This window comes from Streptomyces sp. NPDC014995 (assembly GCF_043080745.1).
Classification (GTDB): domain Bacteria; phylum Actinomycetota; class Actinomycetes; order Streptomycetales; family Streptomycetaceae; genus Streptomyces.
The window spans coordinates 192,168-218,420 of the sequence record NZ_JBIBVX010000015.1 but is presented as its reverse complement, the minus strand read 5'-3'; the positions used below and the strand labels follow the sequence as shown (position 1 = coordinate 218,420).

Here is a 26,253-nt window from a genome sequence, read left to right as displayed (position 1 = left end):
CGGGCGATGGCTTTACGACGAGCGGTGGAGCAGCGCCCCGCGGGCGCGCGGGGAACCGCGCGACGGGCCCCCGACGGCCCGCGGTCGCGCACCGCCATGGACCCGCACGGCGGTGGCGCGCGCGGTCATCGCCTAACTCTTCTCGAAACGGAAGCCCACTCCGCGCACGGTGGCGATGTAACGCGGGTTCGCCGCGTCGTCACCGAGCTTCTTCCGCAGCCAGGAGATGTGCATGTCGAGCGTCTTGGTCGACGACCACCAGGTGGTGTCCCAGACCTCGCGCATCAACTGGTCCCGTGTGACGACCCGGCCGGCGTCCCGCACGAGCACCCGCAGCAGGTCGAACTCCTTGGCGGTGAGCTGGAGCTCCTCGTCGCCCATCCAGGCGCGGTGCGACTCGACGTCGATGCGCACGCCGTGGGTGGCGGGCGGCTGCTGGGGTTCGGCGGAGCCGCGCCGCAGCAGGGCCCGGACGCGGGCGAGCAGCTCGGCGAGGCGGAAGGGCTTGGTGACGTAGTCGTCGGCGCCCGCGTCCAGGCCGACGACGGTGTCCACCTCGTCGGCGCGCGCGGTCAGGATCAGGATCGGCACGCTGTGGCCCTCGGCGCGCAGCCGGCGTGCCACCTCCAGACCGTCCATGCCGGGCAGACCGAGGTCGAGCACGACCAGGTCGACGCCGCCCTGGATGCCGGCGTCGAGCGCGGACGGTCCGTCCTCCCGTACCTCGACCTCGTACCCTTCCCGGCGCAGTGCGCGGGCCAGCGGCTCCGAGATGGACGCATCGTCCTCGGCGAGCAGTACACGGGTCATGAGCTGATGGTAGTCCGCGCGGGGCAGGGCCAGAGGTGTGATGGTGACCTCCGTTTCTTACCTACGGACATCCCGGACAGCCGCCGCTCCCCCGTCCGGCCGATCGTGGGACGGACCTGTGGTCGAGGGATGTCATCCTGGTATGGACCTTGGAAACGGAGCCCTGGTTCCGTGATCACCTGTGATCCCGGTCTCAAGTCCTTCCTTATCCGGCACTGTCCTGTCGTATGGTGAAAGAACGCCTGTAGCACGCAGGGACCTTCGGCGCTCGACTTGACGCTGAGGGTCTCTTTTGTGTGCGGGCCGGTGCCCTGCCGGCCCTGGAAGGAACGACCTGTGGCCGGGCCCCACTCGCGGGGCGTGGATCCCGGTGGTCGCCGTCCGCCACTCCGACACCCGGAGCGGACCTCCCCCGGGCGTGGGGTGGACGGGCCGATCACGCCGGTGCCGGCCGCCCCACCGGGCGCGTAACGCTCCACTCATGCGTCCCGACCAGCAAGGAACGACCATGGCGTCCAGCCTGACGAAGGACTCGGCCCATCCGGGCACCCCCGGCTCCGGGAAGACCTTCTTCGGCCACCCCCGCGGACTGGCCACTCTCTTCATGACCGAGATGTGGGAGCGGTTCTCCTACTACGGCATGAAGGCTCTGCTCCCGCTGTACCTGGTGGCACCGGGCGGCCTGCACCTGAGCGCGGCCACCGCGACCGCGATCTACTCGGTGTACCTGTCCCTCGTGTACCTGCTCGCCCTCCCCGGCGGCTGGTTCGCGGACCGCGTCCTGGGCCCCCGCAAGACCGTCGCCGTCGCCGGCGCCATCATCATGCTCGGCCACCTCACCCTGGCCCTGCCGAACTCCGGCACCTTCTACGCGGGCCTCGGCCTGGTCGCCATCGGTTCCGGTCTGCTGAAGGCCAACATCTCCACGATGGTCGGCCACCTCTACGAGGGTGCCGACGACCCGCGCCGTGACGGTGGCTTCACCATCTTCTACATCGGCATCAACCTCGGCGCCTTCGCCGCCCCGCTGGTCATCGGCACCATCGGCGAGAACGTCAACTGGCACCTGGGCTTCGCGCTCGCCGCGCTCGGCATGGCGCTGGGTCTGGCCCAGTTCCTGCTCGGCGGCCGTCACCTCGACTCCCGCTCGGACGTCGTGCCGACCCCGATGACCGCCGCGGAGAAGACCGCCACGCTCCGCAAGGCGGGTCTGTGGGCCGCCGTCGCGATCGTCTTCTACGCGATCGTCGGCTTCTCCGGCCACTACACGCTGAACTGGCTGCTGGTCCCCATCACCATCGCCGGCCTCGTCATCCCGGTCCTGGTCATCGCCCGCATCAAGCGGGACAAGGAGCTGGACCGCGCCGAGCAGTCGAGGATGTCCGCGTACATCTGGTTCTTCGTCGCCGCGGCCGTGTTCTGGATGATCTACGACCAGGGCGGCTCCACGGTGTCGCTGTTCGCCGACTCCTCGGCGGACAACACGGTCTTCGGCTGGGAGTTCCCGGTCTCCTGGTACCAGTCGGTCAACCCGGTCATGATCATGGCGCTGGCCCCGGTCTTCGCCTGGGCGTGGCTGGCCCTGGCCCGGCGCGGCAAGGAGCCGAGCACCGCGACGAAGTTCGCCATGGGCCTGTTCATGATCGGCGCGTCCTTCTTCCTGTTCCTCGCCCCGCTGGCGATCGCCGACGGCGGTCACAAGGCGGCCGCGATGTGGCTGGTCGGCATCTACTTCGTCCAGACGATCGGTGAGCTCACCCTCTCCCCGGTCGGTCTGTCGGTCACCACGAAGATGGCGCCGGCGAAGTACGCCTCGCAGATGATGGGCGTCTGGTTCCTGGCCGTCACCGCCGGTGACGCCACGACCGGTCTGCTCTCCATCGCGGGCGTCGACCTCAACAAGACGGGCATCGTGGCCCTGCAGGCCGTGCTCGCCGTCGTGGCCGGTTCGGCGGTCTGGATGTACCGCAAGCGCGTGAAGGAGCTCATGGGCAACGTCAACTGACGTCCGGCCCGTTCTCTCCCCCCCGGAGGGCCACCGCGACCTCGGCCGCGGTGGCCCTCCGGGCGTTTCAGCGCAGCCGCCCGCGCCCGGGCATGAAGGTGAACACCGCCGCGCCCAGCAGTACCGCGGTGCCGGCGACCAGCCCCAGCGCCTTCAGGGTGCCGTGGTCAGCCGCGCCGGTCTCCGCGAGGCCGCCACCGGCCGCCGCCGTACCGCCGGAGGAGGACGAACCGCCGGAGGAGGACGAACCGTCGCCGCCGGACGCGCCGCTCGCCTGTTCGGTGGTGTCGAGGGTGAGGGAGACCTCCGAGGTGTCGGGGGTGCACGTAGTGGTCGTGCCGAGGGCCTCGATGGTGAGGACACCGGGGGCGAGGGTGGACACGCCGGTCGCGCCGGGCTTGTAGGTGCCGGTCAGGTCGGGGATCTCGATGGGGTCGCCCGACTTGATGGGCGCCTTGTTGGTCGGTCCGGTCACCTTCACCGAGCCCTGGTCCGCACCGCCGAGGACCACCTGCATCGACGGCTTGACGGAGTCGGCCGGGATGTCGATCGGGCTGTCCATCACCGACTTCTTGAACTGCACGGTGAGGTCGTAGGCGCCGCCGTTCTTCCTCGCGTTGATCTGCACGGGCGAGGTGGCCTTCTTCTCGCCGATGGGCGAGGCGCAGGTGTAGGGGACCTGGACGACCTTGCCCGTGAAGTCCGTCGGACCGCCGCCGTCGCCGGTTCCGGAGGGCGAGGGGGACGCCGGGGGCGACGCGGACGGGGTGCTCGACGGGGAGCCGGACGGTGACGACGACTGGCTCGGCGAGGTGGACTGCGAAGGGTCGGGCGAGCCGCTCGACGGGCTGCCCTCCCCCGCCGTCACGGTGATGGTCGCCGCCGGCTGCACCGGCTCCGTCGGCGCGCACCGGGTGTCGGTCGACATCGCGTTGACGACGTACGCGTCCGGCGTCAGCGTCACCTGCCCCGGCGCCGTGAGTTTCAGCGTGCCCTTCATCGCGGACAGCACCATGGCGCCGCCCTTGGGGATCGCCGGGTTCTCGCGCGGGCCCCGCATGGCGATGTCCGCGGTCTGCGCACCGGCCGCCTTGAGCGTGCCGGACGGCTGCACCGAGTTGGCGGGCAGGTCGATGATGTCGGGGTTCTTGGAGGCGGCCTGGGTGAACTTCCAGACGACGTCGACGGTGTCCCCGACCTTCGCCATGGCCGGCGCGGTGATCTCCACCTTGGTGGTGCCGTCGACGGGAGGCAGGCCGATGCCCGAGGGCGGGATGCAGCGGGTGGCGTACGACACCTCGGCCGCCTGGGCCTGCGGGACGGCCACGGCCAGCAGGGTGGCGGCTCCGCCGACCAGCACGGCGGCGGCCGCGGCGGCCGCGCCGCGCCGCCCGCGGGGCACCGCTCTGCCGGCGCTCCTGGCCCTGCCGGCCCGCTCCGCGCCGTCTGCCCTTTCGGCTCTCTCGCGCTCGCTCACGTGGTTCCCTTCCTGCCGGGAGTCGTGGGACTCGTCGGATGGTCGTCGTGCGGTGCGGAGAGCCGGCCCGCCGTACCCGGGTCGGAGTCCGGGGTGAACCACGGCAGGGTCGAGGCCGGTGCGGGCGCCCGCTCCCGGGCGGGTCCGCGCCGGGGAAGGCCCGGGAGGCGTACGGACGGGCGTGGGCGGCCGGCGGACCGGCGCGTCCCCCGGTGCTTGTCCGCCGGCCGCGGACCCCGGTGACCGCCCGCCGGGTGACCGCCCGCCGGGCGCGGCCGGACGCGGTCCACCACCGCCATCCCGACGCGGAACACCGCCGCCGGCACCACCAGGCAGACCAGGATCCAGAACAGGGTCACGCCCCAGGGGCGGCCCACGCCCCACGGCTGCTCGGCGAGGACCTTCCCGCCGTACTTCAGGGAGACGGTGTAGTCGCCGTGGGCGCCGCCGGTGAGTTCGACGGGCAGTTCGACGCGGGCCTTGGCGCCGGGAGCGATGGTGCCGCGCCACTGCCGTTCGTCCCACTGGGGGGCGAACACCCCGTGGGCGGTGCCGACCTGGAAGACGGGGTCCTTCACGGGTGCGGTGCCGACGTTGCCGACGGTGAAGGCCAGCGTGCGGGCGGGCGGGGCGCCGAACCAGGTGAGCAGACCGTCACCGCCCTCCAGCCGGGTGTCGGTGAGGACCGACAGACGTCCGCCGGCCGGCTCGGCGGGCAGCGGTGCGACGGCGTGTCCGGCCACCTGGAACACCGCGTCGGCCTGCGCCTTAGCCCCGGTCGCGGTGGCCACGTGCACCACGCACGGACACGGCACCGGCGGCTCGGCCACCGGCAGGGCCCGGCTGAAACGGCCGTCGGCGTCGGTGGTGACGGCCCGGCCGTCCGCGTTGGCACAGGAGTTGGTGCCGCCGACGATGCCCCTCGACGGCTCGGCCTGCCCGCAGATCAGCAGCATCAGCAGCGCGCGCGGCCGCCAGCCGCTGCCGCTGACCGTGATCGATCCCCCGGTGCCCGCCTGGGACTCGGACAGCTTCACGGTCGGGGTGCCGGCCGCCGACGCCGACCCCGCGCAGGGCGCCAGAAGCAGGGCGGCGAGCACCGCCGCCAGCGCAACGAACCGCGCCTTCCCGCTCACGCCGGCTCCCCCTCCGCGGCCGGGAGCCGCGCCGCGCTCGTACGGCGCCGGCGACGGCGTACGAGCGCGGCGGGGACCGTGGCGCACAGCAGCGCGCCGGCCGCCGTTCCCGCGGCCGCGTCCCACGGCACGAACCGTGCCGACGTGCGGGCCGTGGCGTGCGCGCCGCCGGACGCGGTGACCGTCAGGCGGACGGTGACGGCGTCCAGGGCGGGGCGGTCGGGCCAGGGTTCGTCGAGGTGCAGGCGGCGGCCCGGGGGCAGCCGGACGGGCAGGGTGCGCGGGGCACGGTCGAGGACGGGGCCGAGGACCCCGTCGGCGCGCACCGCGAGACGCGGGACGACGACCGTGGTACCGCGGTTGACCAGCTCGTACGTGATGCGGTCGGCGCGCACGGCCACGTGCTCGACGGTCAGCGCGGGCAGCCGCGGGCCGCCGACCCGCAGCAGCAGCCGTACCGTCCGCTCGCGGCCGGCCGCGTCCCGTACGACGAGCGTGCCGGAGCGGTCGCCGGGGGACGCGTCCGGGGGGACCGTGACCGTGAAGGGGACCTCGGCGCGGGTGCGGGCGGGGACGCGCAGGGCGGTCTCGGCGAGGGTGACCGGCAGGCGGGTGCCGTGCAGCCGGACGGTGAGCGGGCGCGCGCCCCGGTTGGTCACGGCGAGGGTGTCCTCGAGCACCGCGCCGGGCGCGCCCTCCGCGTAGAAGGACGGCCGCCCGTCGCCGGAGGGCGCGGCGGACCAGCCGTCGGCGGCGGGCGCGGCGGCCGGCAGGGGCGGCAGAAGCGGCAGGGTCAGCAGCAGGGCACAGGCGGCGGCGTACGGCATCGGCGGCTCCAGCGGTCGTACGGGACGTCGTACGGGGGTGACGGTCAGCGCGTCTGGTTCCGCCGGGTCAGCCACAGGGTTCCGGCCGCGCCGGCGAGGAGGACCGTGCCGCCGAGGGTGGCGAGGGCGATCGCGGAGTCCTCGGGGCCGGTCTGCGGGAGGGTGCCGCCGGTGCCGCCGCCGGTGGTGCCGCCACCGCTCGTCGTTGTGCCGCCCGTGGCCGTCACGTCCAGGGTGAGCGAGGGGCCGGGGTCGTTGGTGGGAGCGCAGGTGGTGGTCGTACCGAGCGCCTTGATGGTGAGCACACCCGGCGTGAAGGTGACCTTGCCGGTCCGCTTCGGGGTGTACGTGCCGCTCAGGTCGTTGATCTTGATGGGGGTGTCGGCCGGGATGGCCTCCTGGTTGGCCGGACCGGAGACGGCGAGGGTGCCGCTGTCGGCGCCGCCGAGCTTGATGGTGGCGCTCGGGTTCATGGCGCCCTTGCCGAGTTCGACCGGGCTGGAGGAGACACCCTTCTGCCAGGACATGGTGATCTTGTATCCGCCGCCGCTCTCGACGCCCCTGATGTCGATCGGCGAGACGGCGCTCTTGTCGCCGATGGGCGTCTTGCAGGCGTAGTTGACGTCGACGACCTCGGCCCTGGCCGCGGGGGCGGCCGTCCACACCACCGGGCCGGCCAGGGCCGCGACAGTCGCGAGTGCGGCGGTTCGCTTCCGGTACGACACGGTCCCCTCATTCCTGACAGCTCGTCGCCGCCGGTTACTGACGGCACATCAGATCGGGCCGTCAAGGTACGCCCGGGTCCGCGAGGAAGGAAGGGCAGACGCACACCGGAGTTGTGCCGATCCGGCGGGGGCGGGAGGGGGTGCGGGGGCCGGAGACGGCTTGGAGGCGCGCGTGGGGGTGAGAGGGGGGTGTGGGAGCCGGAGACGGCTTGGAGGCGCGGGTGGGGTGCGGAGGCGCCCCGGCGTGGGCAGGGGGCGTGAAGGCGGCCGGGTGGGCGTGGGGGCGCGGAAGGGGGTGGGGAGGCAGTGGGAGGCCGTCGGCGGGGCGGGTGCCAGGGGCGCGGGAGGGGGGCGGCGGACCGGGGGAGAAACCGGGGCGGGCTGAGGGCGAGGGGCATCGCGGGGCGGGCTGGGGGAAGACGGACGCTGCACGTCGGATCGGACGGCTCAGGCCGGACCATGTCGACTCAGGCCGGCTCGACTCAGTCCCGCTCGGCTCGGCTCAGACCGGCTCGGCTCGCTCAGACCGGCTCGGCTCGGCTCAGACCCGCTCGGCTCACTCGGCTCAGGCCGGCCCTGTTCACGCCCGCTCGGCTCAAGCCGGAACACGCGGGGCGAGCCCGGCCCCCGTGGCCGAGTGAGGTCACGTCGGGGCAGGGGGTGGCTTACGCCGGGGCGCCCAGTTCCGCCCACACCGTCTTGCCCGCGACGCCGGGGGTCCGGACGACCCCCCAGTCCAGGCAGAGCCGCTGCACGATGAACATGCCGTGGCCGCCGGGGCGGCCCGCGCGGTGGGGGGTGCGGGGGGCCGGCTGGCCCGTGCCGCGGTCGGAGACCTCGACGCGGATGACCTTGTTGTCGCAGCCGAGGAGGAGCTGGTCCGGACCCTCGGCGTGCAGGCAGGCGTTGGTGACCAGTTCGGAGACGACGAGCAGCACGTCCTCGGCGGCGGCCCGCTGGTCGGCCGTCGCGGCGGGCAGCCAGCCCCACGCGTACAGCGCCTGGCGGGCGAAGTCGCGGGCGAGCGGAACCACCCCGCTCTCGCCGTCGAAGCTCAGCCTGCGGACCTGACGACCCGCCGACGCCCCGGAAGCGCCGCTGGGCTCCGGGCCGCGGTCGCCCGGCGAGTAAGGCCGGGTGGTGCTCATCAGCGCTTCACCTCACCGATTCACCAGTTCATGATTCACACGATTCGAGACTTCCAGAGTGCACGAGATGTCACGGGCCCAGGAGCCGGTGCACCGGGCCCAGGAGCCAGTACACACGGCCCGCTGCCGTCGCACGGCCGGTCCGCTCATCCCGCCCCCTTCTCGCGCGTCGTGCTCTGTCACGCGCTGTGCCACCGACATGTTCAGGATGTCTCCTGCCCGACGGAACGGGCGGAACACCCCTCGTTCGCCCGGATCGTGCGCCGGATCGCCCGCCAGGTTCGTTTCCCCGGTCACGAGCCGCTCCGTCCGCCCCCCGCCCGCCCGACCGGCCGTCCCGCGGCACCGCACGCGACCGTGACACACGGCACGTGCCGGCCCCGCGGGGTCGTGGTCGTGGGGGCGTCGGGGCGGGCCACCGGGCCGCGCCGCACGCAGGGTCACCGCCGCACGCAGGGTCAGCCGTCCCCGTCGGCGAGGGCCGACTCGACCGTGTCGTGCACGGTGAAGACGGCGTCCGCGCCGGTGATCTCGAAGACCCGCGCCACCACGGGCTGCATACCCGCCAGGTGCACCCCGCCCCCGGCCGCCTCCGCCTTCAGGCGGGCGCCGAGCAGGACGTTGAGCCCCGTCGAGTCGCAGAATTCCAGCCGTGAGCAGTCCACGACAAGGCGGCTCAGCCCCTTGGCGAGGCACTCCTCCAATGGCTCACGCAACAAATCGGCTGTGTGGTGGTCGAGCTCCCCCGCCGGGATCACGACGGCGCTGGAGCCCTCTTCCCGCACCTCCACCAGAAGCCGGCCAGACTGTGCGCTGCCGACCGTCCCGCGGTCCATGCCGTGTCTCTCCCGAGGTCGTGACTGCTTACTGACGCCCTCGAACACTACGCCTTCGATACGCACTCCAACAGCCGAACAATCACCCACAAACGGACATAACCCAACAAATCGCACTTGCGATCGGTCAAGTAAAGCGGGTAGGGCTAGAGGAACACGTACCCGACACGGCCGGCTTTGGAGGCGCCGCACACCGTAGTGCACGCACTGGCTTCGGCAGCCATATGCCGAGAACGATGGAGGACATCATGTCATCCCGGCTCGACGCACCGCATACCCACAGGGCGACGTCGACACCCCCTCCGGACCAACTGAATCCCTTCACCCAGGGCATCGATCCCACCGACGGTCCCGCCGACCTACTGGCCGGGCTCCCGGAGATCCCCCCGTACGACGAGGTCGGACCCGTCGACGCGCGGGCCCTGTCCAAGACCCTCTTCGAGCGGCTGGAGTCGCTGGAGGAAGGGACGTACGAGTACTCGTACGTCCGTAACACGCTCGTCGAACTGAACCTCGCGCTGGTCAAGTTCGCCGCCTCCCGCTTCCGCTCCCGCAGCGAGCCCATGGAGGACATCATCCAGGTCGGGACGATCGGCCTGATCAAGGCGATCGACCGCTTCGAGCTCAGCCGGGGTGTGGAGTTCCCCACCTTCGCGATGCCAACCATCGTCGGCGAGATCAAGCGTTTCTTCCGCGACACCTCGTGGTCCGTGCGCGTCCCGCGCCGGCTCCAGGAGCTGCGGCTCGACCTGGCCAAGGCCGGTGACGAACTGGCCCAGAAGCTCGACCGCGCCCCCACCGTGGCCGAGCTGGCGGAACGTCTCGGCATCTCCAACGAGGAGGTCGTCGAGGGCATGGCCGCCTCGAACGCGTACACCGCCTCCTCGCTGGACGCCCAGCCCGAGGAGGACGACGCCGAGGGCGCCCTCGCGGACCGCATCGGTTACGAGGACCACGGACTCGAAGGCATCGAGTACGTCGAGTCGCTGAAGCCGCTGATCGCCGAGCTCCCGCCCCGGGACCGGCAGATCCTCTCCCTGCGGTTCGTCGCCGGCATGACCCAGTCGGAGATCGGCGAGGAACTCGGCATCTCCCAGATGCACGTCTCCCGCCTGCTCTCCCGAACCCTGGTGCGCCTGCGCAAGGGCCTGACGCTGGAGGAGTGAGCCACCCTCCGACCGCAGACCAGTGCGGTCCGCGCCCGGGTGAGCAACGTCGTGTGCTCACCCGGGCGCGGGCGTGGTCCAGGGGCCGAGGGGCGCGGCGCCCGATGGGCGGGCCGGTGCCACGCCCCCCGCCACACCGCTCCGCATCACGCGGCGCCCGGCCCGCGCCGAGGGGGCGCGGCACCCGACGGGCGGCCGGTGCCACACCCCCGCCACACGGCTCCGCATCACGCGGCGCCCGGCCCGGTTCACACGGACGCTCGAACTGGCCTTCCCGCCCCGCCCTTCCGCCTCCGTGCGTCCGACGACCCCGGCATCGTCCTCACGACCGCTCCCGGCCCCCATCCCCCACCTCCCGCACGCCGTCCGCACGAACTCCCCGTGTCCGCCGACCAGGACGCCCGGCGCTGCTCGCCCTCCTGGACGACCCGGCACGCCCGCTGGAGGAGACGTGCGACCTGCTCCTGAGCGTGTTCGGCCCCGCCCGGGTCGGCGCTCAGACCACGCGTACGCCCCGCCGCCACACCCCGGACACCAGCGGTACGCCCGGTCGGTAGGCCAGGTGGACGTGGCTCGGGGCGTCCAGGAGGGTCAGGTCGGCGTACGCGCCGGGGGTGAGGCGGCCGATGTCCGTGCGGCGCAGGGCCGCCGCGCCGCCCGCCGTGGCCGACCAGACGGCCTCGTCGGGGGTCATGTGCATGTCCCGCACGGCGAGCGCGACGCAGAACGGCACGGACGAGGTGAACGACGAGCCCGGGTTGCAGTCCGTGGACAGGGCGACGGTGACGCCCGCGTCGAGGAGACGGCGGGCGTCCGGCCACTCGGCGCGGGTGGAGAACTCGGCGCCGGGGAGCAGTGTGGCGACCGTACGGCTGTGGGCGAGGGCGTCCACGTCGGCGTCGGTGAGGTGGGTGCAGTGGTCGGCGCTGGCGGCGTCCAGTTCGACCGCCAGCTGGACGCCGGGGCCGTGGGAGAGCTGGTTGGCGTGGATGCGGGGGTGGAGGCCCTTGGCCTTGCCCGCCGTGAGGATCGCGCGGGCCTGGTCGCCGTCGAAGGCGCCCTTCTCGCAGAAGACGTCGATCCAGCGGGCGTGCGGGGCGCAGGCGTCGAGCATCTCGCCGGTGACCAGGGCGACGTACGCGGCCGGGTCGTCGGCGTAGTCGGGGGAGACGATGTGGGCGCCGAGGTAGGTGACCTCGTCGGTGTGGCGGGCGGCGAGACGCAGGGCGCGGGCCTCGTCGGCGACCGTCAGGCCGTAGCCGGACTTCGTCTCGAAGGTGGTGGTGCCCTGGCGGAGGGCCTCGGCGAGGTAACGGGTGAGGTTCGCCTCCAGTTCCTCGTCGGTGGCGGCGCGGGTGGCGGCGACGGTGGTGCGGATGCCGCCCGCCGTGTAACCGCGTCCCGACATGCGGGCGTTGAACTCCTCCGTCCGGTCGCCCGCGAAGACGAGGTGGGAGTGGGAGTCGACGAAGCCGGGCAGGACCGCCCGGCCGCCGGCGTCGAACCGGTTGTCAGTGGCGGGTGCTTTGCTTGATTCACCAGTCCACGCGACGCGGTCGCCGTCGATGACGACGGCCGCGTCCCGGACCAGTCCGAGGGGGGAGCCGTCACCGAGGGAGGGGTCGTTGGTGACCAGTGCGGCGATGTTGGTGATGACGGTGCTGCTGCTCATCGTGTCCTCGTGGGTGCCGGGGCAGGTGGGGGCGGGGCCGGTGGTCAGGCGCGCAGGGCTGCCACGGCCCGCGCGAGGGCCTGCGGCACGTCGGGGACGAGCGTGTGCGCACCGTCGCGTACGACGTGCCGGCCCGCGACGACGGTGTGCCGTACGTCCGCTGCCGTCGCCGCGAATACGGCCGTCTCGGCGCCGAGCCGGGGCAGCGGGCCCGCTGTCCTGACCGAGTCGAGCGCGACGGTCGTGAAGTCGGCGGCCGCGCCGGTCTCCAGGGTGCCCGTGTCGTCCCGGCCGAGGGCCGCGTGACCGTCGGCGGAGGCGGCCCGCAGCAGGGCGGCGGCCGTCCAGTGGCCGCGGGTGCGGGTGCGCAGCCGCTCGTTCAGCTCCATCGCGCGGGCCTCTTCGAGCAGGTCGATCACGGCGTGGCTGTCGGAGCCGAGGGAGAGCGGTGAGCCGGCCTGTTGGAGGGCGACCGCCGGGCCGATGCCGTCGGCGAGGTCCCGTTCGGTCGTGGGGCACATGCAGGTGCCGGTGCCGGAGCGGCCGATGAGGGCGATGTCCTCGTCGGTGAGGTGGGTGTTGTGGACGCCGGTGGTGCGCCGGCCGAGGACGCCGTGTTCGGCGAGGAGCTGTGCCGGCGTGCACCCGTGGGCCTCGCGACAGGCGTCGTTCTCGGCGGTCTGCTCGGACAGGTGGACGTGCAGCGGCGCCCCCCGCTCCTCGGCCCACCGCGCCACGGTCGCCAACTGGCCGGCGGGCACGGCCCGTACGGAGTGGATCGCCGCCCCGATCCGTGCGTGATCCCGTTCCTTGAGAAGTGAACAGCGTTCGGCCCAGGCGTCCGCGCTGCCGTCGGAGAAGCGGAGCTGGTGGGCGTTGGGCGGCTGTCCGAAGCCGGAGGAGAGATACACGGTGTCGAGGAGGGTGATGCGGACACCGGCTTCGGCGGCGGCCTCGATGAGGGCCTCGCCCATCGCGTTCGGGTCGGCGTAGGGGGTGCCGTCGGGGGTGTGGTGCACGTAGTGGAACTCGCCGACGGCCGTGACGCCGGCCAGGGCCATCTCGGCGTACACCGCGCGTGCGAGGGCGTGGTAGGTGTCGGGCGTGAGCCGGTCGGCGACGGAGTACATGACCTCGCGCCAGGTCCAGAAGGTGCCGGAGCCGACCTGGACGGTGGAGCGCAGGGCGCGGTGGAAGGCGTGGCTGTGGGCGTTCGCCAGGCCCGGCAGGGTGAGGCCGCGCAGCACCTCCGCGCCGGGCGGCGGGACGGGGGTGTCCGAGCGGGCGGCGGTGATGCGGCCGTCGGCCACCTCCAGCACGACGCCGGGCTCGACGTGGGTGCCGAGCCAGGCGTGCTCCAGCCAGTACGTCCGTGTCCGCTGCGTGGGGGTCACGTGCAGGCCAGCCCTTCCAGTACGTCGGCGAGCGCGCGCACCCCGGCCACGCAGTCGTCCTCGGCCGCGGACTCGGCCGGGGAGTGCGAGACGCCCGTGGGGTTGCGCACGAACAGCATGGCGGTCGGGATGCTCCCGGAGAGGATCCCGGCGTCGTGTCCGGCGCCCGTGCCCAGGACCGGGATCTTGAGGCCGGTGTCCGTGTCCAGGATGCGGGCGAGTTCGTCGCGCAGGGCGTGGTCGAACTCGACGACGGGCGTGAAGGACTCGCGGACGACGTCGAGGTCGACGCCGTGGGCCGCGGCGTGCTCGCGGGCCGCCTTCTCGACGCCGTCGACCACCTGGTCCAGGCTCTCCTGGTCGGCGGCGCGGGAGTCGAGCCAGCCGCGCACCAGGGAGGGGATGGCGTTGACGCCGTTCGGCTCGACGGAGATCTTGCCGAAGGTGGCGACGGCGCCCGCGAGTCGCGCCTCGCGCCGGGCGGCGAGCACGGTCTGCGCGTAGGACAGCATGGGGTCGCGCCGGTCCGCGAGCCGGGTGGTGCCGGCGTGGTTGGCCTCGCCCCGGAAGTCGAACCGCCAGCGGCCGTGCGGCCAGATGGCGCTGGCGATGCCCACCTGGTCGCCGCTGAGGTCGAGGGCTCGCCCCTGCTCGACGTGCAGTTCGACGAAGGCGCCGATCCGGGCCAGCCGCTCGGGGTCCGGTCCGATGGCGTCGGGGTCGTGGCCGGCGGCCTCCATGGCCTGCGGGAGCGTGATGCCGTCGCCGTCGGTCAGCCGGTGGGCCCGGTCGACGGTGAGCTGTCCGGCGGTGAGCCGGGAGCCCACGCAGGCGAGGCCGAAGCGGGCGCCTTCCTCGTCGCCGAAGTTGACGACGGCGAGGGGCTTGGCGAACGTCGTCCGCCGGGCGCGCAGTTCATCGAGCGCGGCGAAGGCGGACACGACTCCCAGGGGCCCGTCGAAGGCACCGCCGTCGGGCACGGAGTCGAGGTGCGACCCGGTGACGACGGCACCCCCGGCGGCGGGGTCCCCGAGCCAGGCCCACTGGTTGCCGTTCCGGTCGACCTCGTAGGCCAGGCCGCGCGCCTCGGCCTGCTCCCGGAACCAGGCCCGGCAGTCGGCGTCGGCGGCGGTCCAGGCGTAGCGGCGGTAGCCGCCGGAGGCGGGGTGACGGCCGATGGGGCGCAGGTCGCGCCACATCTCCTGGAAGGAGGCGGGAGGTGCGGCCGGTGGCGCGGCCGGCCGGCCGTCCTCGCCCTGGCGTCGGCTCACGCGTCGTCACCCTCGCGCATGGGCACCCGTACGCCCCGCTCGTCGGCCACCGTCTCGGCGATGTCGTATCCGGCGTCGACGTGCCGGATGACGCCCATGCCGGGGTCGTTGGTCAGCACCCGCCGGATCTTCTCGCCGCCCAGCTTCGTGCCGTCGGCCACCGTCACCTGCCCGGCGTGGAGGGACCGCCCCATGCCGACGCCGCCGCCGTGGTGGAGGGAGACCCAGGACGCGCCCGAGGCCACGTTGACCATGGCGTTCAGCAGCGGCCAGTCGGCGATCGCGTCGGAGCCGTCGAGCATGGCCTCGGTCTCGCGGTAGGGGGAGGCGACGGAGCCGCAGTCGAGGTGGTCGCGTCCGATGGCCAGCGGGGCGGCCAGCTCACCGCTCGCGACCATGTCGTTGAACCGCTCGCCGGCCTTGTCGCGCTCGCCGTAGCCGAGCCAGCAGATACGGGCGGGCAAGCCCTGGAAGTGGACCCGTTCCCCCGCCAGCTTGATCCAGCGGGCCAGGGACTCGTTCTCCGGGAAGAGGTCGAGGATCGCCTTGTCGGTCTTGGCGATGTCGGAGGCCTCGCCGGACAGGGCCGCCCAGCGGAAGGGGCCCTTGCCCTCGCAGAAGAGGGGGCGGATGTAGGCGGGGACGAAGCCGGGGAAGGCGAACGCCCGGTCGTATCCGGCCAGTCGGGCCTCCCCGCGGATGGAGTTGCCGTAGTCGAAGACCTCGGCGCCGGCGTCCAGGAAGCCGACCATCGCCTCGACGTGCCGGGCCATGGACTCACGGGCGCGGGTGGTGAAGCCCGCCGGGTCCTTCGCCGCGTAGGACGCCATGTCGTCGATGTCCACGCCGGTGGGCAGGTAGGACAGCGGGTCGTGGGCCGAGGTCTGGTCGGTGACGATGTCGATGGGCGCGCCCATGGCGAGGAGCCGCGGGACGAGGTCGGCGGCGTTGCCGAGGACGCCGATGGAGAGCGGGCGGCGCGCGTCCCGGGCCTCGACGGCCAGGTGCAGGGCGTGCTCCAGCGAGTCGGCCCTCACGTCGAGGTAGCGGTGCTCGATGCGGCGCTCGATGGCGCGCGGGTCGCAGTCGACGCAGATCGCGACGCCGTCGTTCATGGTCACGGCGAGCGGCTGGGCGCCGCCCATGCCGCCGAGGCCGGCGGTGAGGGTGATCGTGCCGGCGAGGGTGCCGCCGAACTTCTTCGCGGCGACGGCGGCGAAGGTCTCGTAGGTGCCCTGGAGGATGCCCTGGGTGCCGATGTAGATCCAGGAGCCGGCGGTCATCTGGCCGTACATGGTCAGCCCCAGCTGTTCCAGTCGGCGGAACTCCTCCCAGTTGGCCCAGTCGCCGACGAGGTTGGAGTTGGCGATCAGGACGCGCGGGGCCCACTCGTGGGTCTGCATGACGCCGACGGGGCGGCCGGACTGGACGAGCATCGTCTCGTCCTGCTTCAGGGTGCGCAGCGTGCGCACCATCGCGTCGAAGGAGCGCCAGTCACGCGCCGCCTTCCCGGTCCCGCCGTAGACGACGAGCTTGTCGGGGTGTTCGGCGACCTCGGGGTCGAGGTTGTTCTGGAGCATCCGCAGGGCGGCTTCCTGCTGCCATCCCAGGGCGCTCAGTTCCGTACCACGCGGCGCTCGTACGGAGCGGGGTCCTGACATGGTCTGCCTCCTCGCGACTGTGGTGCTGTTATTCACATCCTGACTTCTTGAATAGAGCTAGTCAATACGGACCGGGCAGCCGGACGCCGCCGACACGACCGCCGGAGGGAAGGGGAGTACCGACCGAGAACCGACCCGCAGAGCCGACCCGCAGAGCCGGAGCACAGGGGAGCGCACAGGTCACCCGCGCCACCCTGCACCTGCACCCGCACCCGCACACCCTGGCGCGCACCCGTGGACACGGTGTGAACGGGCGGGAAAAGAGGGACAGTTGACCCACATTAGTCAGCTCGGCGCATGTTCCGCTGGAAAATGCCAGAACCCTCACCCCTCGCGCATACGTTGCGTAGCGTCTTCCTCACTCAGCCGAACCGCAGGCGGGAGGGGAGCTGACGGTGCCCGGAATCGACGAGTGCCTACTGGAGGCCATGCGACTGCCCGGGGCCCGGGGAGCCGCGCTGGTCGACTGGACCAGCGGGCTGGCCCTGGGCACGGTCGGGGAGTTCCCGGGCGGTGACCACGAGGCCGCGGCCGCCGAGGCCGCGGAGGTCGCGCGGCTCACGGCGGAGCAGCGGGCGTTCACGCCCGACGGCGGGGACGGCGCGGAGGCCGCCGATCCGCCGGTCGAGGACCTGATCATCAGCAACCGGGACAGCTACCACGTCCTGCGGTTCGTGCCGACGTCCTTCGACAGCAGCGTGTTCCTGCACGTGTGGCTGGGCCGGTCGGACGGCAATCTCGCACTGGCCCGCATACGGCTGGGCGAGATGGCCGGACGGCTGGTGCTGGGATGACCGTCGTGGGGACGACCCCGCCGCCCCGGCTGCCGGTGCGGGACAAGGTGACGGCCCGGGACAGCGTGGGCGGCGGGGTGTCGCCGATGCTGACACGGCTCGCCGCCGAACGGGCCACCGGTGTCCTGGAGCGCGAGCGCGGCGCGCTCTACCTCGCCGAGGGCCGGGTGGTGCACGCCGAGAGCCCCCTCTCCCCCGGCCTCGACGTGCTCCTGTCGGCCCACGGCACACTCGACGCCGCCGTCTGGTGGGAGGCGGTGGAGCGGGCCGACCAGGAGCACGGCGCCGCCCGGCGGCTGCTCGACTCGGGCCGTATCGGGCGGGGCGCGCTGGAGGTGTGCCACCTGGGGGCGCTGTACGACGCCGCGTACTTCGCCCTCTCCCCCAGCAGCACACCGGGCCGCTTCCGGTACGGCACCGGGCACTGGTTCGGGGCGCTGCGGCCCGTCCCGGTCGACGCCGTGGAGCGCGAGACACTGCGCCGCCGCGAGCTGCTGCACCGTCTGTGGCCCGACCCGCTGCCGGACTCCGCGCCGCTGCTGCGGGCCGAGCCGGTGGCCGCGCCGGGGCCCACCGCCCGGCAGCGCGCGGTGCTGGCACTGGTGGACGGTGTGCGCACCGCGTCGGACATCGCCCGGGCGCTGGGCCGGCAGGCCTTCGCCACGCTGGTGGACGTCCGCCGGCTGGCGGCCGCCGGTCTGCTGACCGCGCGGTTCCCGCCGCCCGTCCCGCAGCCCCCGCCGGGGCCGGCCCTGCCCCGTGTCGACGACCCCGACATCACCTTGCTGAAGAGGCTCAGGGATGCGCTGGAGGCCCTTTGAACGGCAGCGACCGCGTGCCGAGAGGAGGGCGCTGATGGCGGCCGAGCCGGAGATACGCGCGGAGCTGCGGCGGCTGCGGGCCCGGGTGCCCCAGCTGACCGGGGCGCTCGCGGCGGGCGTGGACGGCCTCGTCCTCGCCCACGACACACCGGGCGGGGAACCGGAGGGCGTGGCCGCGCTCACCGCCACCGCCCTCGCCGTCGCCGTACGGATGGCGGACACGACCGGCCGGGGCGACTTCCGCGAGCTGCTCGTACGGGGCGCGTACGGCTACGTCGTGACGTACGCGGCCGGGGAGGGCGCCGTGCTGACGGTGCTCGCACAGGACCGCGTCAACGTCGGCCGGCTGCACCTGGAGGGCCGCCGGGCGGGCGCCCGCATCGGGGAGCTCGTCGACGCCGCGGCGGCACCACCGGCGGCCAACCCGGCCGGACCGGCTGCGCAGGCCCCGGCGAAGACCCCGGCGAAGACCCCGGCCAAGGGTCCGGTGAAAGCCCCGGCCAAGGGTCCGGCGAAGACCCCGGCGAAGACCCCGGCCAAGGGTCCGGTGAAAGCCCTGGTGAAGGCTCCCGCCACCACCGGCACCCGGAGCACGACAGACAGCACCACCGGCACCCCGAGCACCCACAGCACCCCGAGCACCACGGACAGCACCACCGGCCCCGCAGGATCCGCCGGCGCGCACAGCCCCCGCACCACGACCCCCACCGCCCGCACCACCACCGAAAGTTAGGAAACGAGGAACAGTCATGGCCAACACCGAAACCGCACTCAAGGAAGCGCTCGCCTCCATCGAGGGCGCCACCGGCGTCGCGCTCGTCGACTACACCAGCGGCATGGCGCTGGGCACGATGGGCGGCAGCAAGACCTTCGACCTCAACGTCGCCGCCGCCGGCAACACCGACGTGGTGCGCGCCAAGATGCGCACCATGGAGCACCTCGGACTCAAGGCGCAGATCGAGGACATCCTGATCACGCTGTCCGACCAGTACCACCTGATCCGTCTGCTCAGCGGCCGCGGCGGCAACGGGCTCTTCCTCTACCTCGTCCTGGACGCCAAGCGGGCCAACCTGGCGATGGCCCGCCACCAGCTGAAGCGGATCGAGGAGGACCTGGAGGTCTGACCCACCGGGCCCGTCCCTCCAGGTCCGGCCTTCCAGGTCCTGTCCTCCAGGTCCCAAGGCCCGCCGATCCGGTGCTCCAGATCCCAAGGCCCGCCGATCCGGTCCTCCAGGCCCGAAGGACCACCGGCCCGGCCCTCCAGATCCCAAGGACCACCGATCCGGCCCCCAGGTCCGAAGGACCGCCCTACACGAGTGCCGCGGTGCGGCGGCGCGCCCCACCCGGGGCCGCGTCGCCCGCCGCGATACCCGTACTGCGGTACGCCCTGACCGCCTTGCCGGCCGGACGGCCGCCGTTCCCGGCGAGCCAGTCGACCCGCACCCACAGCAGCGCCTCCTCGGCCCGCTCCAGCCGACCCAGCCAGGCCGCCTTCAGCCGCAGCCCCGTACCGCACCCGGCGAGCAGCATGCCGCCCGCGGCGGGGACGGCGAAGGCGCTGCCCAGCGCCGCGGCGAAGGCCAGCAGCAGCCACCAGCGGTGACCACGGCGCCAGGCCCGCACGGTCACCCCGCGGTCCTGGAGCACGTCCTGCCTGCCCGCACGGGCGGCCGCACGGGCGAGGGCGGTGTACCGCCTGCGGCGCGTCAGCGCCACCACCGCCACCGCCACGACGAACAGCGCGGCGCCCGCCGTCACCCCGATCCGCCGGCCCGTCATACCCGGGACCAGTACGCCGATACCGGCCGCGAACGCCCCGAGCCACCACAGCGGCGCCGCCCCGGCCCGTACGACGACGGCCACCCGAGCCAGTCCCTGACCTCCACGTGCCACGTTCCGCCTCCTCGTCGCCTCGGCAACACACCGAAATCTCTGGTCGAGCAGATTAGCGAGCGAACGTGAGATCCGTCTGAGAACCAGCCCTCATTCCACGAACAGCCCCCGCACCGCCGCCTTGGTGTCGAACTCCTCGAGCCGCGCCTGCGCGTCGGGCAGGTCGTCGCACATCGCCTCCAGCAGCACCCGCCCGAGCAGCATCGGCGCGCACGCGGTGTCGAAGGCGAGCCCCGTGCCGACGGCGGCCGGCAGCAGCAGGTCGGACACCTTGGCGACCGGCGCGAACGCCGAGTCGGCGACCGTCACCACGGCCAGCCCGGCCTCCTTGGCGTAGGAGAGGGCGTCGACGACCTCGCGGGGGTGGCGGGGCAGCGCGAAGCACAGCAGGGCGGAGGCGCCGGCGCGCACGGCCGCGTCGATCCGGTCGGGCAGCATCGAGCCGCCCTCGTGCAGCAGCCGGACGTCCGGGTGCACCTTGGCGGCGAAGTACGCGAAGCCGTACGCCTGGGAGGCGGCCGCCCGTAGGCCGAGCACGGGCAGCGGCCGCGAGGCCGCCAGCAGCCGTCCCGCCCGCTGCACGGGCCGCGGGTCGGAGAGCAGCTCCGCCAGGTGCTTGAGGTTCTCGATCTCGGCCTCGACGGCCTGCTGGTACTCGTTGTACGAGGCGGAGTCCGCCGTCTGCTCGACGGGCGCGACCTCGCGCAGGTGCTTGCGCAGGGCGGGGTAGCCGTCGAAGCCGAGCGCGACGGCGAAGCGGGTGACGGAGGGCTGGCTGACCCCGGCCAGTTCGGCCAGCTCGACGCTGGAGAGGAACGGCACGTCCGCGGCGCGCCGCACCATGCTGTGCGCGATGCGCCGCTGGGTCGGCGTCAGCCGGTGCCCCTCGAAGAGCGCCTGCAGCCGTGTGGCGGGGCTGTCCGTCACACCGGCCCCCGGATCCCTGTCCACGCTCATGCGCCTCTCTCCCCCTCCACCGGTACCTATTCAGCCAGCAAGAACTCTGCATGACGCTATACAGCGAGGCAAGCCGTCCCGCCCCCTTCCCGCATCCCACCCACGTCCGCCCGCCCGTCCCTTCCCGCCTCCCGGTCGGCGACCCCCCGGGCCGAAACGGGGGCTAACCCCAGTGCCACCGCCACGGCCCGTCCCTACGGTGGACGGCATGACGGGACGGGAGACCACCATGGACGCGCGGGACGCCGAACTGAAGAAGGAACTCAACGCCACCCTGCAGGCGCGCAGGGAGCTGGGCGAGGAGTACGAGCCCGCGCTGGTGGAGTCGTTCCTGGAGAAGGTCGACCAGCGCATCGACGGCGCGGTGGAGCGCCGGGTGCGCCGGCAGTTCGCGGAGCAGCAGATGGCGGCGGCCCGCGACGGCCGCTCGTCCGGGGCGACGGACTCCTGGGGCGAGCGCTTCGGCTTCGGCATCGTCTCGCTGGTGCTGGCGGTGCCCCTGTCCGCGATCGGCGTGGGCGCCGCGGACCTGCCCGGGCTGCTCGTCTCCTGGGCGGGCATCGTCGGCGTCAACGTGGTCCAGGCCGCCCGCACCACCCCGGGTCTCTTCGGCGGCCTGCGCCGCAAGTCCTCCCGGAGCGGGGACTGGGAGGACTGACCGGCCGTCAGCCGTCCCCGAAGCCGCGGAAGGTGCCGGTGGCGTCGGCGCAGTCGGCGTAGTCCTCGAAGTCCAGGTTGGCGATGCACAGGTTCGCGGAGACCTCCGGGAACCAGGCGGCCGGCACCCGGAAGGTCCGGCCGGGCTCGTCGTAGAGGTCGAGGGCGAGCAGCCGGTGCTGCGGGTCGGCCAGGGCGGTGGCGTCGGCGAGGAACAGGTGGGCGAGCTGTTCGTCCTCGTCGGCCGCGTTGTCCTCGTCCATCAACGCCGGGATGCCCACGTCGGCGAACCGCGGGTCGCTGACGAAGGTGGCGTGGTCCGCGTCGGACGCGGCGCACAGCGCGTTCCAGGCCGCGTCGTCCGTGAAGTCGGTGCGCAGCACGAGCGAGGTCAGGTCTCGGGGCTGGGGCAGTGGCATGCCCGGATGCTCTCAGAGGATGTGCGCGGGGACCGCCGCACCCCCGTTACCGGGGGGCGGGACGACGGCGGTCCCCGCGAGGGACGCGGGCCGGGTCAGGCCGGGCTTGCGCGTCCATGGCGTCCATGGAGGTCCGGGAGCCGCTCCGGAGGTCCGTGACGCCGTTTCGGTGCCGGCCGGGGCGGAGAGCCTCCTGCGTGCTAACGCCTGGGAGGTGCCCCAGCGCCCTGCCGACACCCACCAATGTGCCGGACCCGTGTTAAGCGTGTGCTGCGCGGACGTGACGCGCTCGTACCACTTCCGCGAAGTCCACGACTTTCGGTGGACGAACGGAAGTTCACCGCCGAAGGGCCCGGTTCACCGCAGGTTTCCCGGAGGTTCCGCTCCCGGGCCCCGGAAGCTACTTCCCGCCCTTGGCGAGGAACGCCAGCAGGTCCTGACGGCTGACGACGCCGGTGGGCTTGCCCTCGACGAGGACGATCGCGGCGTCCGCCGTGCCCAGCACGGACATCAGGTCACCGACCGGCTCGCCCGAGCCGACCTGCGGCAGCGGGGCGGACATGTGCTTCTCCAGCGGGTCCTCCAGGGAGGCCTTCTTGTTGAACAGGGCGTCGAGCAGCTCGCGTTCCACGACCGAGCCGACGACCTCCGCGGCCATCACGTCCGGGTGGCCGGCGCCCGGCTTCACGACCGGCATCTGCGAGACGCCGTACTCGCGCAGCACCTCGATGGCCTGGCCGACGGTCTCGTCGGGGTGCATGTGGACGAGGGACGGGATGGAGCCGGCCGCCTTGTCGTTGAGGACGTCGGCGACGCGGGCGCTGGGGCCCTCGTCCTCCAGGAAGCCGTAGTCGGCCATCCACTCGTCGTTGAAGATCTTGCTGAGGTAGCCGCGTCCGCTGTCGGGCAGCAGCACGACCACGACGTCGTCCGGGCCGAGCCGCTCGGCGACCCGCAGCGCGGCGACGACGGCCATCCCGCAGGAGCCGCCCACCAGCAGGCCCTCCTCCTTGGCCAGCCGCCGGGTCATCTGGAAGGAGTCCTTGTCGGAGACCGGCACGATCTCGTCGGCGATGGTCCGGTCGTAGGCGGTCGGCCAGAAGTCCTCACCGACGCCCTCGACGAGATACGGCCGCCCCGAGCCGCCCGAGTAGACGGAACCCTCGGGGTCGGCGCCGATGACCTGCACCGCGCCGTCGCTGACGTCCTTCAGGTACCGGCCGGTGCCGGAGATGGTCCCGCCCGTGCCGACGCCCGCCACGAAGTGGGTGATCCGCCCCTCGGTCTGCTCCCACAGCTCGGGGCCGGTGGAGTGGTAGTGGGAGAGCGGGTTGTGGGGGTTGGAGTACTGGTCGGGCTTCCACGCGCCCGGGGTCTCGCGCACCAGCCGGTCGGAGACGTTGTAGTAGGAGTCCGGGTGCTCCGGGTCCACTGCGGTCGGGCAGACGACGACCTCGGCGCCGTACGCCCGCAGCACGTTGATCTTGTCGGTGCTCACCTTGTCGGGGCACACGAAGATGCACTTGTACCCCTTCTGCTGCGCCACGATGGCGAGCCCCACACCGGTGTTGCCGCTGGTGGGCTCGACGATGGTCCCGCCGGGCTTGAGCTCCCCGCTCTGCTCGGCGGCCTCGATCATGCGCAGGGCGATGCGGTCCTTCACGGAGCCGCCCGGGTTGAAGTACTCCACCTTGGCCAGGACGGTCGCCTGGATGCCCTTGGTCACGCTGTTGAGCTTCACCAGCGGGGTGTTGCCGACGAGGCTGATCATCGAGTCGTGGAATTGCACCGTTGTCTCCGGTTGCTTGCAAAACAGTGGTCGTCAGTGGTCCCGCCAGCCTACGGCCCCGGCAGTGACGTTCACTCACTGTCGAGATTGGCGGACGGTCCGTACGGGGCAAGGAGTGGGTGTACGGACACGAGGAGGTGGCGTCGAGGCATGACGAGCATGTCCAGGGCAAGAGTGGCCCGACGCATCGCGGCCGGCGCGGCCTACGGTGGCGGCGGGATCGGGCTGGCCGGGGCAGCGGTCGTCGGACTGCTGCTGGCGGAGGCGCAACTGGCGCGGCGCCATGTCAACGGCAACGGCGCCCACCCACGCGTACCGCAGGCCGACGGCCTCTACGGCCGAGCCTACGCCGCCCCCGGCATCGAGGCCCTGCGGCTGACCCTGCTCGGCGACTCGACGGCGGCGGGCCAGGGCGTCCGCCGGGCGGGACAGACGCCGGGCGCGCTGCTGGCCTCCGGTCTGGCCGCGGTGGCGGAGCGCCCGGTGAAGCTGCGGAACGTGGCGCTGCCCGGCGCCCAGTCCGACGACCTCGACCGGCAGGTCGGGCTGACCCTCGGCGACGCCGACCGGGTGCCCGACGTCTGCGTGATCATGATCGGCGCGAACGACGTCACCCACCGTATGCCGCCCACCCGTTCGGTACGTCACCTCTCGGCGGCGGTACGGCGGCTGCGCACGGCCGGCGCGGAGGTGATCGTCGGCACCTGCCCCGACCTGGGCACGATCGAACCCGTCGGCCAGCCCCTGCGGTGGCTGGCCCGCCGCGCCTCCCGCCAGCTGGCGGCCGCCCAGACGATCGGCGTCGTCGGACAGGGCGGCCGCACGGTGTCGCTGGGCGACCTGCTGGGCCCCGAGTTCGAGGCGAACCCGCGCGAGCTGTTCGGCCCCGACCACTACCACCCCTCGGCGGAGGGCTACGCCACGGCGGCGATGGCGGTCCTGCCGACGGTCTGCGCCGCTCTGGGTCTGTGGCCGGCCGAGGAGGAGCGCCCGGACGTCTTCCGCCGCGAGGGCTTCCTGCCGGTGGCCCGGGCCGCGGCCGAGGCGGCGTCCGAGGCGGGCACCGAGGTCACGGCGGCGATGCCGACGGGGCCGCGGGGCCCGTGGGCGCTGCTGAAGAGGAGGAGGCGGCGGCGGGTACCCGAACCGGAGACGACGCCGGCCAGTCCGTCCGGCGTCTGAGGGCGGGGCCCGATCGGCAGCGCGACCACCGGAGGACCAAGCAAGCGCTTAGAAAGTGCGGTCAGGGTCACACCGTCAGGCCCGTGACCCTGACCATACGTACAGGTAACTTCCCACACAGCCGTGTCCGAAGTTGTCCCTCGCGCAGCGCCCCACAGCCCGGCCACCGCCCGTCGACGAGGCGCTGCGCGCCGCCCCTTCCTGTCTGGAGCCGTGATGCCCGAAGCCGTCATCGTCTCGACCGCCCGCTCCCCCATCGGCCGCGCCGGCAAGGGCTCCCTCAAGGACCTGCGCCCGGACGACCTGACCGCCACGATCATCCAGGCGGCCCTCGCCAAGGTCCCCGAACTGGACCCGAAGGACATCGACGACCTGATGCTCGGCTGCGGCCTCCCGGGCGGCGAGCAGGGTCACAACCTCGGCCGGATCGTCGCCGTACAGATGGGCATGGACCACCTGCCCGGCTGCACGGTCACCCGCTACTGCTCCTCGTCCCTGCAGACCAGCCGCATGGCCCTGCACGCCATCAAGGCCGGCGAGGGCGACGTCTTCCTCTCGGCCGGCGTCGAGATGGTCTCCCGCTACGCCAACGGCACCTCGGACATGCCGGGCACGCACAACCCGCTGTTCGCCGAGGCCGAGGCCCGCACGGCGGCCGTCGCCGCGCAGGAGGGCACCACCTGGCACGACCCGCGCGAGGACGGTCTCGTCCCGGACGCCTACATCGCGATGGGGCAGACCGCGGAGAACCTCGCCCGCTGGAAGGGCGTCACCCGGCAGGAGATGGACGAGTTCGGCGTCCGCTCCCAGAACCTCGCCGAGGAAGCCCTCAAGAACGGCTTCTGGGAGCGCGAGATCACCCCGGTGACCCTCCCCGACGGCACGGTCGTCAGCAAGGACGACGGCCCGCGCGCCGGCGTCACCCTGGAGGGCGTCCAGGGCCTGAAGCCGGTGTTCCGCCCCGACGGCCTGGTCACCGCCGCCAACTGCTGCCCGCTGAACGACGGCGCCGCCGCGGTCGTCATCATGAGCGACACCAAGGCCCGCGAGCTCGGCCTCACCCCGCTCGCCCGCATCGTGTCGACCGGCGTCTCCGGCCTCTCCCCCGAGATCATGGGCCTCGGTCCGGTCGAGGCCAGCCAGCAGGCCCTCCGCCGCGCGGGCCTCACCATCGACGACATCGACCTGGTCGAGATCAACGAGGCGTTCGCCGCGCAGGTGATCCCCTCCTACCGCGAGCTCGGCATCGACCTCGACAAGCTGAACGTCAACGGCGGCGCCATCGCCGTCGGCCACCCCTTCGGCATGACCGGCGCCCGGATCACCGGCACGCTCATCAACTCGCTCCAGTTCCACGACAAGCAGTTCGGCCTGGAGACGATGTGCGTCGGCGGCGGCCAGGGCATGGCGATGGTCATCGAGCGCCTCAGCTGAGCCACCCGGCAGCCGTCGCGCGGACCTCTCGGTAGCCGCTGCGGCACCCACCGTGAACGGTCGGCCCGGAGTCCGGGAAACCCCTGGACTCCGGGCCGTTCTGTGATCCAATCTCCCCCAGGATGTGACCTATCTCCCTCGCCGCAGGGATTCACCAGCTCAGAGCCGTTGCGCCACAG

23 protein-coding genes and 1 pseudogene are annotated in these 26,253 nt (G+C 73.0%); 9 read left to right on the top strand and 15 right to left on the bottom strand.

What is annotated here, in order from left to right; genetic code table 11:
* Window positions 1–132: 132 nt before the first annotated feature.
* A complete protein-coding gene (locus ACF1A1_RS28960) occupies window positions 133–810 on the bottom strand; it encodes a response regulator transcription factor (protein ID WP_392003939.1) in 678 nt (225 codons plus the stop codon).
* 508 nt (window positions 811–1,318) lie between these two features.
* On the opposite strand from ACF1A1_RS28960, the gene ACF1A1_RS28955 reads away from it, so the two are divergent.
* A complete protein-coding gene (locus ACF1A1_RS28955; protein ID WP_392003938.1) occupies window positions 1,319–2,815 on the top strand; it encodes an oligopeptide:H+ symporter in 1,497 nt (498 codons plus the stop codon).
* Between the two features lie 67 nt (window positions 2,816–2,882).
* On the opposite strand, the gene ACF1A1_RS28950 is transcribed toward ACF1A1_RS28955, so the two are convergent.
* The 6 genes from ACF1A1_RS28950 to ACF1A1_RS28925 all read right to left on the bottom strand — a co-directional run bounded on the left by ACF1A1_RS28950 (window position 2,883) and on the right by ACF1A1_RS28925 (window position 8,964).
* Window positions 2,883–4,172 (bottom strand): hypothetical protein, encoded by a 1,290-nt coding sequence (locus ACF1A1_RS28950; RefSeq protein WP_392003986.1) that lies wholly within the window; start codon window positions 4,170–4,172, stop codon window positions 2,883–2,885.
* 116 nt (window positions 4,173–4,288) lie between these two features.
* A complete protein-coding gene (locus tag ACF1A1_RS28945; RefSeq protein WP_392003937.1) occupies window positions 4,289–5,428 on the bottom strand; it encodes a hypothetical protein in 1,140 nt (379 codons plus the stop codon).
* Window positions 5,425–6,255 (bottom strand): hypothetical protein, encoded by an 831-nt coding sequence (locus ACF1A1_RS28940; protein WP_392003936.1) that lies wholly within the window; start codon window positions 6,253–6,255, stop codon window positions 5,425–5,427. Before ACF1A1_RS28940 ends, ACF1A1_RS28945 begins: the two co-directional genes overlap by 4 nt.
* Before the next feature lie 44 nt (window positions 6,256–6,299).
* Window positions 6,300–6,980 (bottom strand): LPXTG cell wall anchor domain-containing protein, encoded by a 681-nt coding sequence (locus tag ACF1A1_RS28935; RefSeq protein WP_392003935.1) that lies wholly within the window; start codon window positions 6,978–6,980, stop codon window positions 6,300–6,302.
* A 665-nt stretch (window positions 6,981–7,645) separates the two neighbouring features.
* Window positions 7,646–8,128 carry an ATP-binding protein gene (locus ACF1A1_RS28930; protein WP_392003934.1) on the bottom strand — a complete coding sequence of 161 codons (483 nt, stop codon included), beginning with the start codon at window positions 8,126–8,128 and terminating at the stop codon, window positions 7,646–7,648.
* Between the two features lie 458 nt (window positions 8,129–8,586).
* Complete coding sequence (locus tag ACF1A1_RS28925) at window positions 8,587–8,964, bottom strand: STAS domain-containing protein (RefSeq protein ID WP_392003933.1); 378 nt, start codon at window positions 8,962–8,964, stop codon at window positions 8,587–8,589.
* A 236-nt stretch (window positions 8,965–9,200) separates the two neighbouring features.
* On the opposite strand from ACF1A1_RS28925, the gene ACF1A1_RS28920 reads away from it, so the two are divergent.
* Window positions 9,201–10,130: an RNA polymerase sigma factor SigF gene (locus ACF1A1_RS28920; protein ID WP_392003932.1), complete on the top strand. Its 930-nt coding sequence runs from the start codon at window positions 9,201–9,203 to the stop codon at window positions 10,128–10,130.
* Between the two features lie 496 nt (window positions 10,131–10,626).
* Here the strand turns inward: ACF1A1_RS28920 and hutI are convergent, their stop codons facing one another.
* From hutI to hutU, 4 genes are all read right to left on the bottom strand, one after another.
* Entirely contained in the window at window positions 10,627–11,802 is a 1,176-nt protein-coding gene (hutI, locus tag ACF1A1_RS28915; RefSeq protein WP_392003931.1) for an imidazolonepropionase, read from the bottom strand.
* Window positions 11,803–11,846: 44 nt separating this feature from the next.
* Window positions 11,847–13,196 (bottom strand): formimidoylglutamate deiminase, encoded by a 1,350-nt coding sequence (locus ACF1A1_RS28910; RefSeq protein WP_392003930.1) that lies wholly within the window; start codon window positions 13,194–13,196, stop codon window positions 11,847–11,849.
* Window positions 13,193–14,395 (bottom strand): allantoate amidohydrolase, encoded by a 1,203-nt coding sequence (locus ACF1A1_RS28905; protein WP_392003985.1) that lies wholly within the window; start codon window positions 14,393–14,395, stop codon window positions 13,193–13,195. The genes ACF1A1_RS28910 and ACF1A1_RS28905 overlap by 4 nt, the downstream gene beginning before the upstream one ends.
* Window positions 14,396–14,463: 68 nt before the next feature.
* Complete coding sequence (gene hutU, locus ACF1A1_RS28900) at window positions 14,464–16,128, bottom strand: urocanate hydratase (protein ID WP_392003929.1); 1,665 nt, start codon at window positions 16,126–16,128, stop codon at window positions 14,464–14,466.
* Window positions 16,129–16,523: 395 nt separating this feature from the next.
* Here hutU and ACF1A1_RS28895 point away from each other — a divergent pair, with 395 nt between their 5' ends.
* The 4 genes and pseudogenes from ACF1A1_RS28895 to ACF1A1_RS28880 all read left to right on the top strand — a co-directional run bounded on the left by ACF1A1_RS28895 (window position 16,524) and on the right by ACF1A1_RS28880 (window position 18,867).
* Window positions 16,524–16,922: a hypothetical protein gene (locus ACF1A1_RS28895; protein ID WP_392003928.1), complete on the top strand. Its 399-nt coding sequence runs from the start codon at window positions 16,524–16,526 to the stop codon at window positions 16,920–16,922.
* Entirely contained in the window at window positions 16,919–17,743 is an 825-nt protein-coding gene (locus tag ACF1A1_RS28890; RefSeq protein ID WP_392003927.1) for a transcriptional regulator, read from the top strand. The genes ACF1A1_RS28895 and ACF1A1_RS28890 overlap by 4 nt, the downstream gene beginning before the upstream one ends.
* Before the next feature lie 34 nt (window positions 17,744–17,777).
* Window positions 17,778–18,275, top strand: a pseudogene (locus ACF1A1_RS28885) (roadblock/LC7 domain-containing protein); the annotation flags it as partial.
* Window positions 18,276–18,492: 217 nt separating this feature from the next.
* Complete coding sequence (locus ACF1A1_RS28880) at window positions 18,493–18,867, top strand: hypothetical protein (RefSeq protein WP_392003926.1); 375 nt, start codon at window positions 18,493–18,495, stop codon at window positions 18,865–18,867.
* A gap of 184 nt (window positions 18,868–19,051) precedes the next feature.
* Here ACF1A1_RS28880 and ACF1A1_RS28875 read toward each other — a convergent pair whose 3' ends face one another.
* Both ACF1A1_RS28875 and ACF1A1_RS28870 read right to left on the bottom strand, forming a co-directional pair.
* Window positions 19,052–19,636 (bottom strand): hypothetical protein, encoded by a 585-nt coding sequence (locus ACF1A1_RS28875; protein WP_392003925.1) that lies wholly within the window; start codon window positions 19,634–19,636, stop codon window positions 19,052–19,054.
* 90 nt (window positions 19,637–19,726) lie between these two features.
* Window positions 19,727–20,593: a MurR/RpiR family transcriptional regulator gene (locus tag ACF1A1_RS28870; protein ID WP_392003924.1), complete on the bottom strand. Its 867-nt coding sequence runs from the start codon at window positions 20,591–20,593 to the stop codon at window positions 19,727–19,729.
* Window positions 20,594–20,822: 229 nt separating this feature from the next.
* Between ACF1A1_RS28870 and ACF1A1_RS28865 the strand changes: the two genes are divergently transcribed.
* Entirely contained in the window at window positions 20,823–21,251 is a 429-nt protein-coding gene (locus tag ACF1A1_RS28865; RefSeq protein ID WP_392003984.1) for a hypothetical protein, read from the top strand.
* A 7-nt stretch (window positions 21,252–21,258) separates the two neighbouring features.
* Here the strand turns inward: ACF1A1_RS28865 and ACF1A1_RS28860 are convergent, their stop codons facing one another.
* Complete coding sequence (locus ACF1A1_RS28860; RefSeq protein WP_392003923.1) at window positions 21,259–21,669, bottom strand: DUF6924 domain-containing protein; 411 nt, start codon at window positions 21,667–21,669, stop codon at window positions 21,259–21,261.
* A 400-nt stretch (window positions 21,670–22,069) separates the two neighbouring features.
* Window positions 22,070–23,458, bottom strand: a complete 1,389-nt coding sequence (locus ACF1A1_RS28855; protein WP_392003922.1) for a cystathionine beta-synthase — start codon at window positions 23,456–23,458, stop codon at window positions 22,070–22,072.
* Window positions 23,459–23,608: 150 nt separating this feature from the next.
* On the opposite strand from ACF1A1_RS28855, the gene ACF1A1_RS28850 reads away from it, so the two are divergent.
* On the top strand, window positions 23,609–24,640 hold the full coding sequence (locus ACF1A1_RS28850; RefSeq protein ID WP_392003921.1) for an SGNH/GDSL hydrolase family protein: 1,032 nt from the start codon (window positions 23,609–23,611) through the stop codon (window positions 24,638–24,640).
* 216 nt (window positions 24,641–24,856) lie between these two features.
* A complete protein-coding gene (locus ACF1A1_RS28845; protein WP_392003920.1) occupies window positions 24,857–26,074 on the top strand; it encodes an acetyl-CoA C-acetyltransferase in 1,218 nt (405 codons plus the stop codon).
* The last annotated feature ends 179 nt before the right edge of the window (window positions 26,075–26,253 follow it).

What these genes read in the sequence shown, in the direction of transcription:
- ACF1A1_RS28960 (WP_392003939.1), bottom strand. Translation starts at nt 810, where the DNA reads ATGACCCGTGTACTGCTCGCCGAGGACGATGCGTCCATCTCGGAGCCG.
- ACF1A1_RS28955 (WP_392003938.1), top strand. Translation starts at nt 1,319, where the DNA reads ATGGCGTCCAGCCTGACGAAGGACTCGGCCCATCCGGGCACCCCCGGC.
- ACF1A1_RS28940 (WP_392003936.1), bottom strand. Translation starts at nt 6,255, where the DNA reads ATGCCGTACGCCGCCGCCTGTGCCCTGCTGCTGACCCTGCCGCTTCTG.
- ACF1A1_RS28930 (WP_392003934.1), bottom strand. Translation starts at nt 8,128, where the DNA reads ATGAGCACCACCCGGCCTTACTCGCCGGGCGACCGCGGCCCGGAGCCC.
- ACF1A1_RS28925 (WP_392003933.1), bottom strand. Translation starts at nt 8,964, where the DNA reads ATGGACCGCGGGACGGTCGGCAGCGCACAGTCTGGCCGGCTTCTGGTG.
- ACF1A1_RS28920 (WP_392003932.1), top strand. Translation starts at nt 9,201, where the DNA reads ATGGAGGACATCATGTCATCCCGGCTCGACGCACCGCATACCCACAGG.
- hutI (WP_392003931.1), bottom strand. Translation starts at nt 11,802, where the DNA reads ATGAGCAGCAGCACCGTCATCACCAACATCGCCGCACTGGTCACCAAC.
- ACF1A1_RS28905 (WP_392003985.1), bottom strand. Translation starts at nt 14,395, where the DNA reads ATGTGGCGCGACCTGCGCCCCATCGGCCGTCACCCCGCCTCCGGCGGC.
- hutU (WP_392003929.1), bottom strand. Translation starts at nt 16,128, where the DNA reads ATGTCAGGACCCCGCTCCGTACGAGCGCCGCGTGGTACGGAACTGAGC.
- ACF1A1_RS28890 (WP_392003927.1), top strand. Translation starts at nt 16,919, where the DNA reads ATGACCGTCGTGGGGACGACCCCGCCGCCCCGGCTGCCGGTGCGGGAC.
- ACF1A1_RS28880 (WP_392003926.1), top strand. Translation starts at nt 18,493, where the DNA reads ATGGCCAACACCGAAACCGCACTCAAGGAAGCGCTCGCCTCCATCGAG.
- ACF1A1_RS28870 (WP_392003924.1), bottom strand. Translation starts at nt 20,593, where the DNA reads ATGAGCGTGGACAGGGATCCGGGGGCCGGTGTGACGGACAGCCCCGCC.
- ACF1A1_RS28865 (WP_392003984.1), top strand. Translation starts at nt 20,823, where the DNA reads ATGGACGCGCGGGACGCCGAACTGAAGAAGGAACTCAACGCCACCCTG.
- ACF1A1_RS28860 (WP_392003923.1), bottom strand. Translation starts at nt 21,669, where the DNA reads ATGCCACTGCCCCAGCCCCGAGACCTGACCTCGCTCGTGCTGCGCACC.
- ACF1A1_RS28850 (WP_392003921.1), top strand. Translation starts at nt 23,609, where the DNA reads ATGACGAGCATGTCCAGGGCAAGAGTGGCCCGACGCATCGCGGCCGGC.
- ACF1A1_RS28845 (WP_392003920.1), top strand. Translation starts at nt 24,857, where the DNA reads ATGCCCGAAGCCGTCATCGTCTCGACCGCCCGCTCCCCCATCGGCCGC.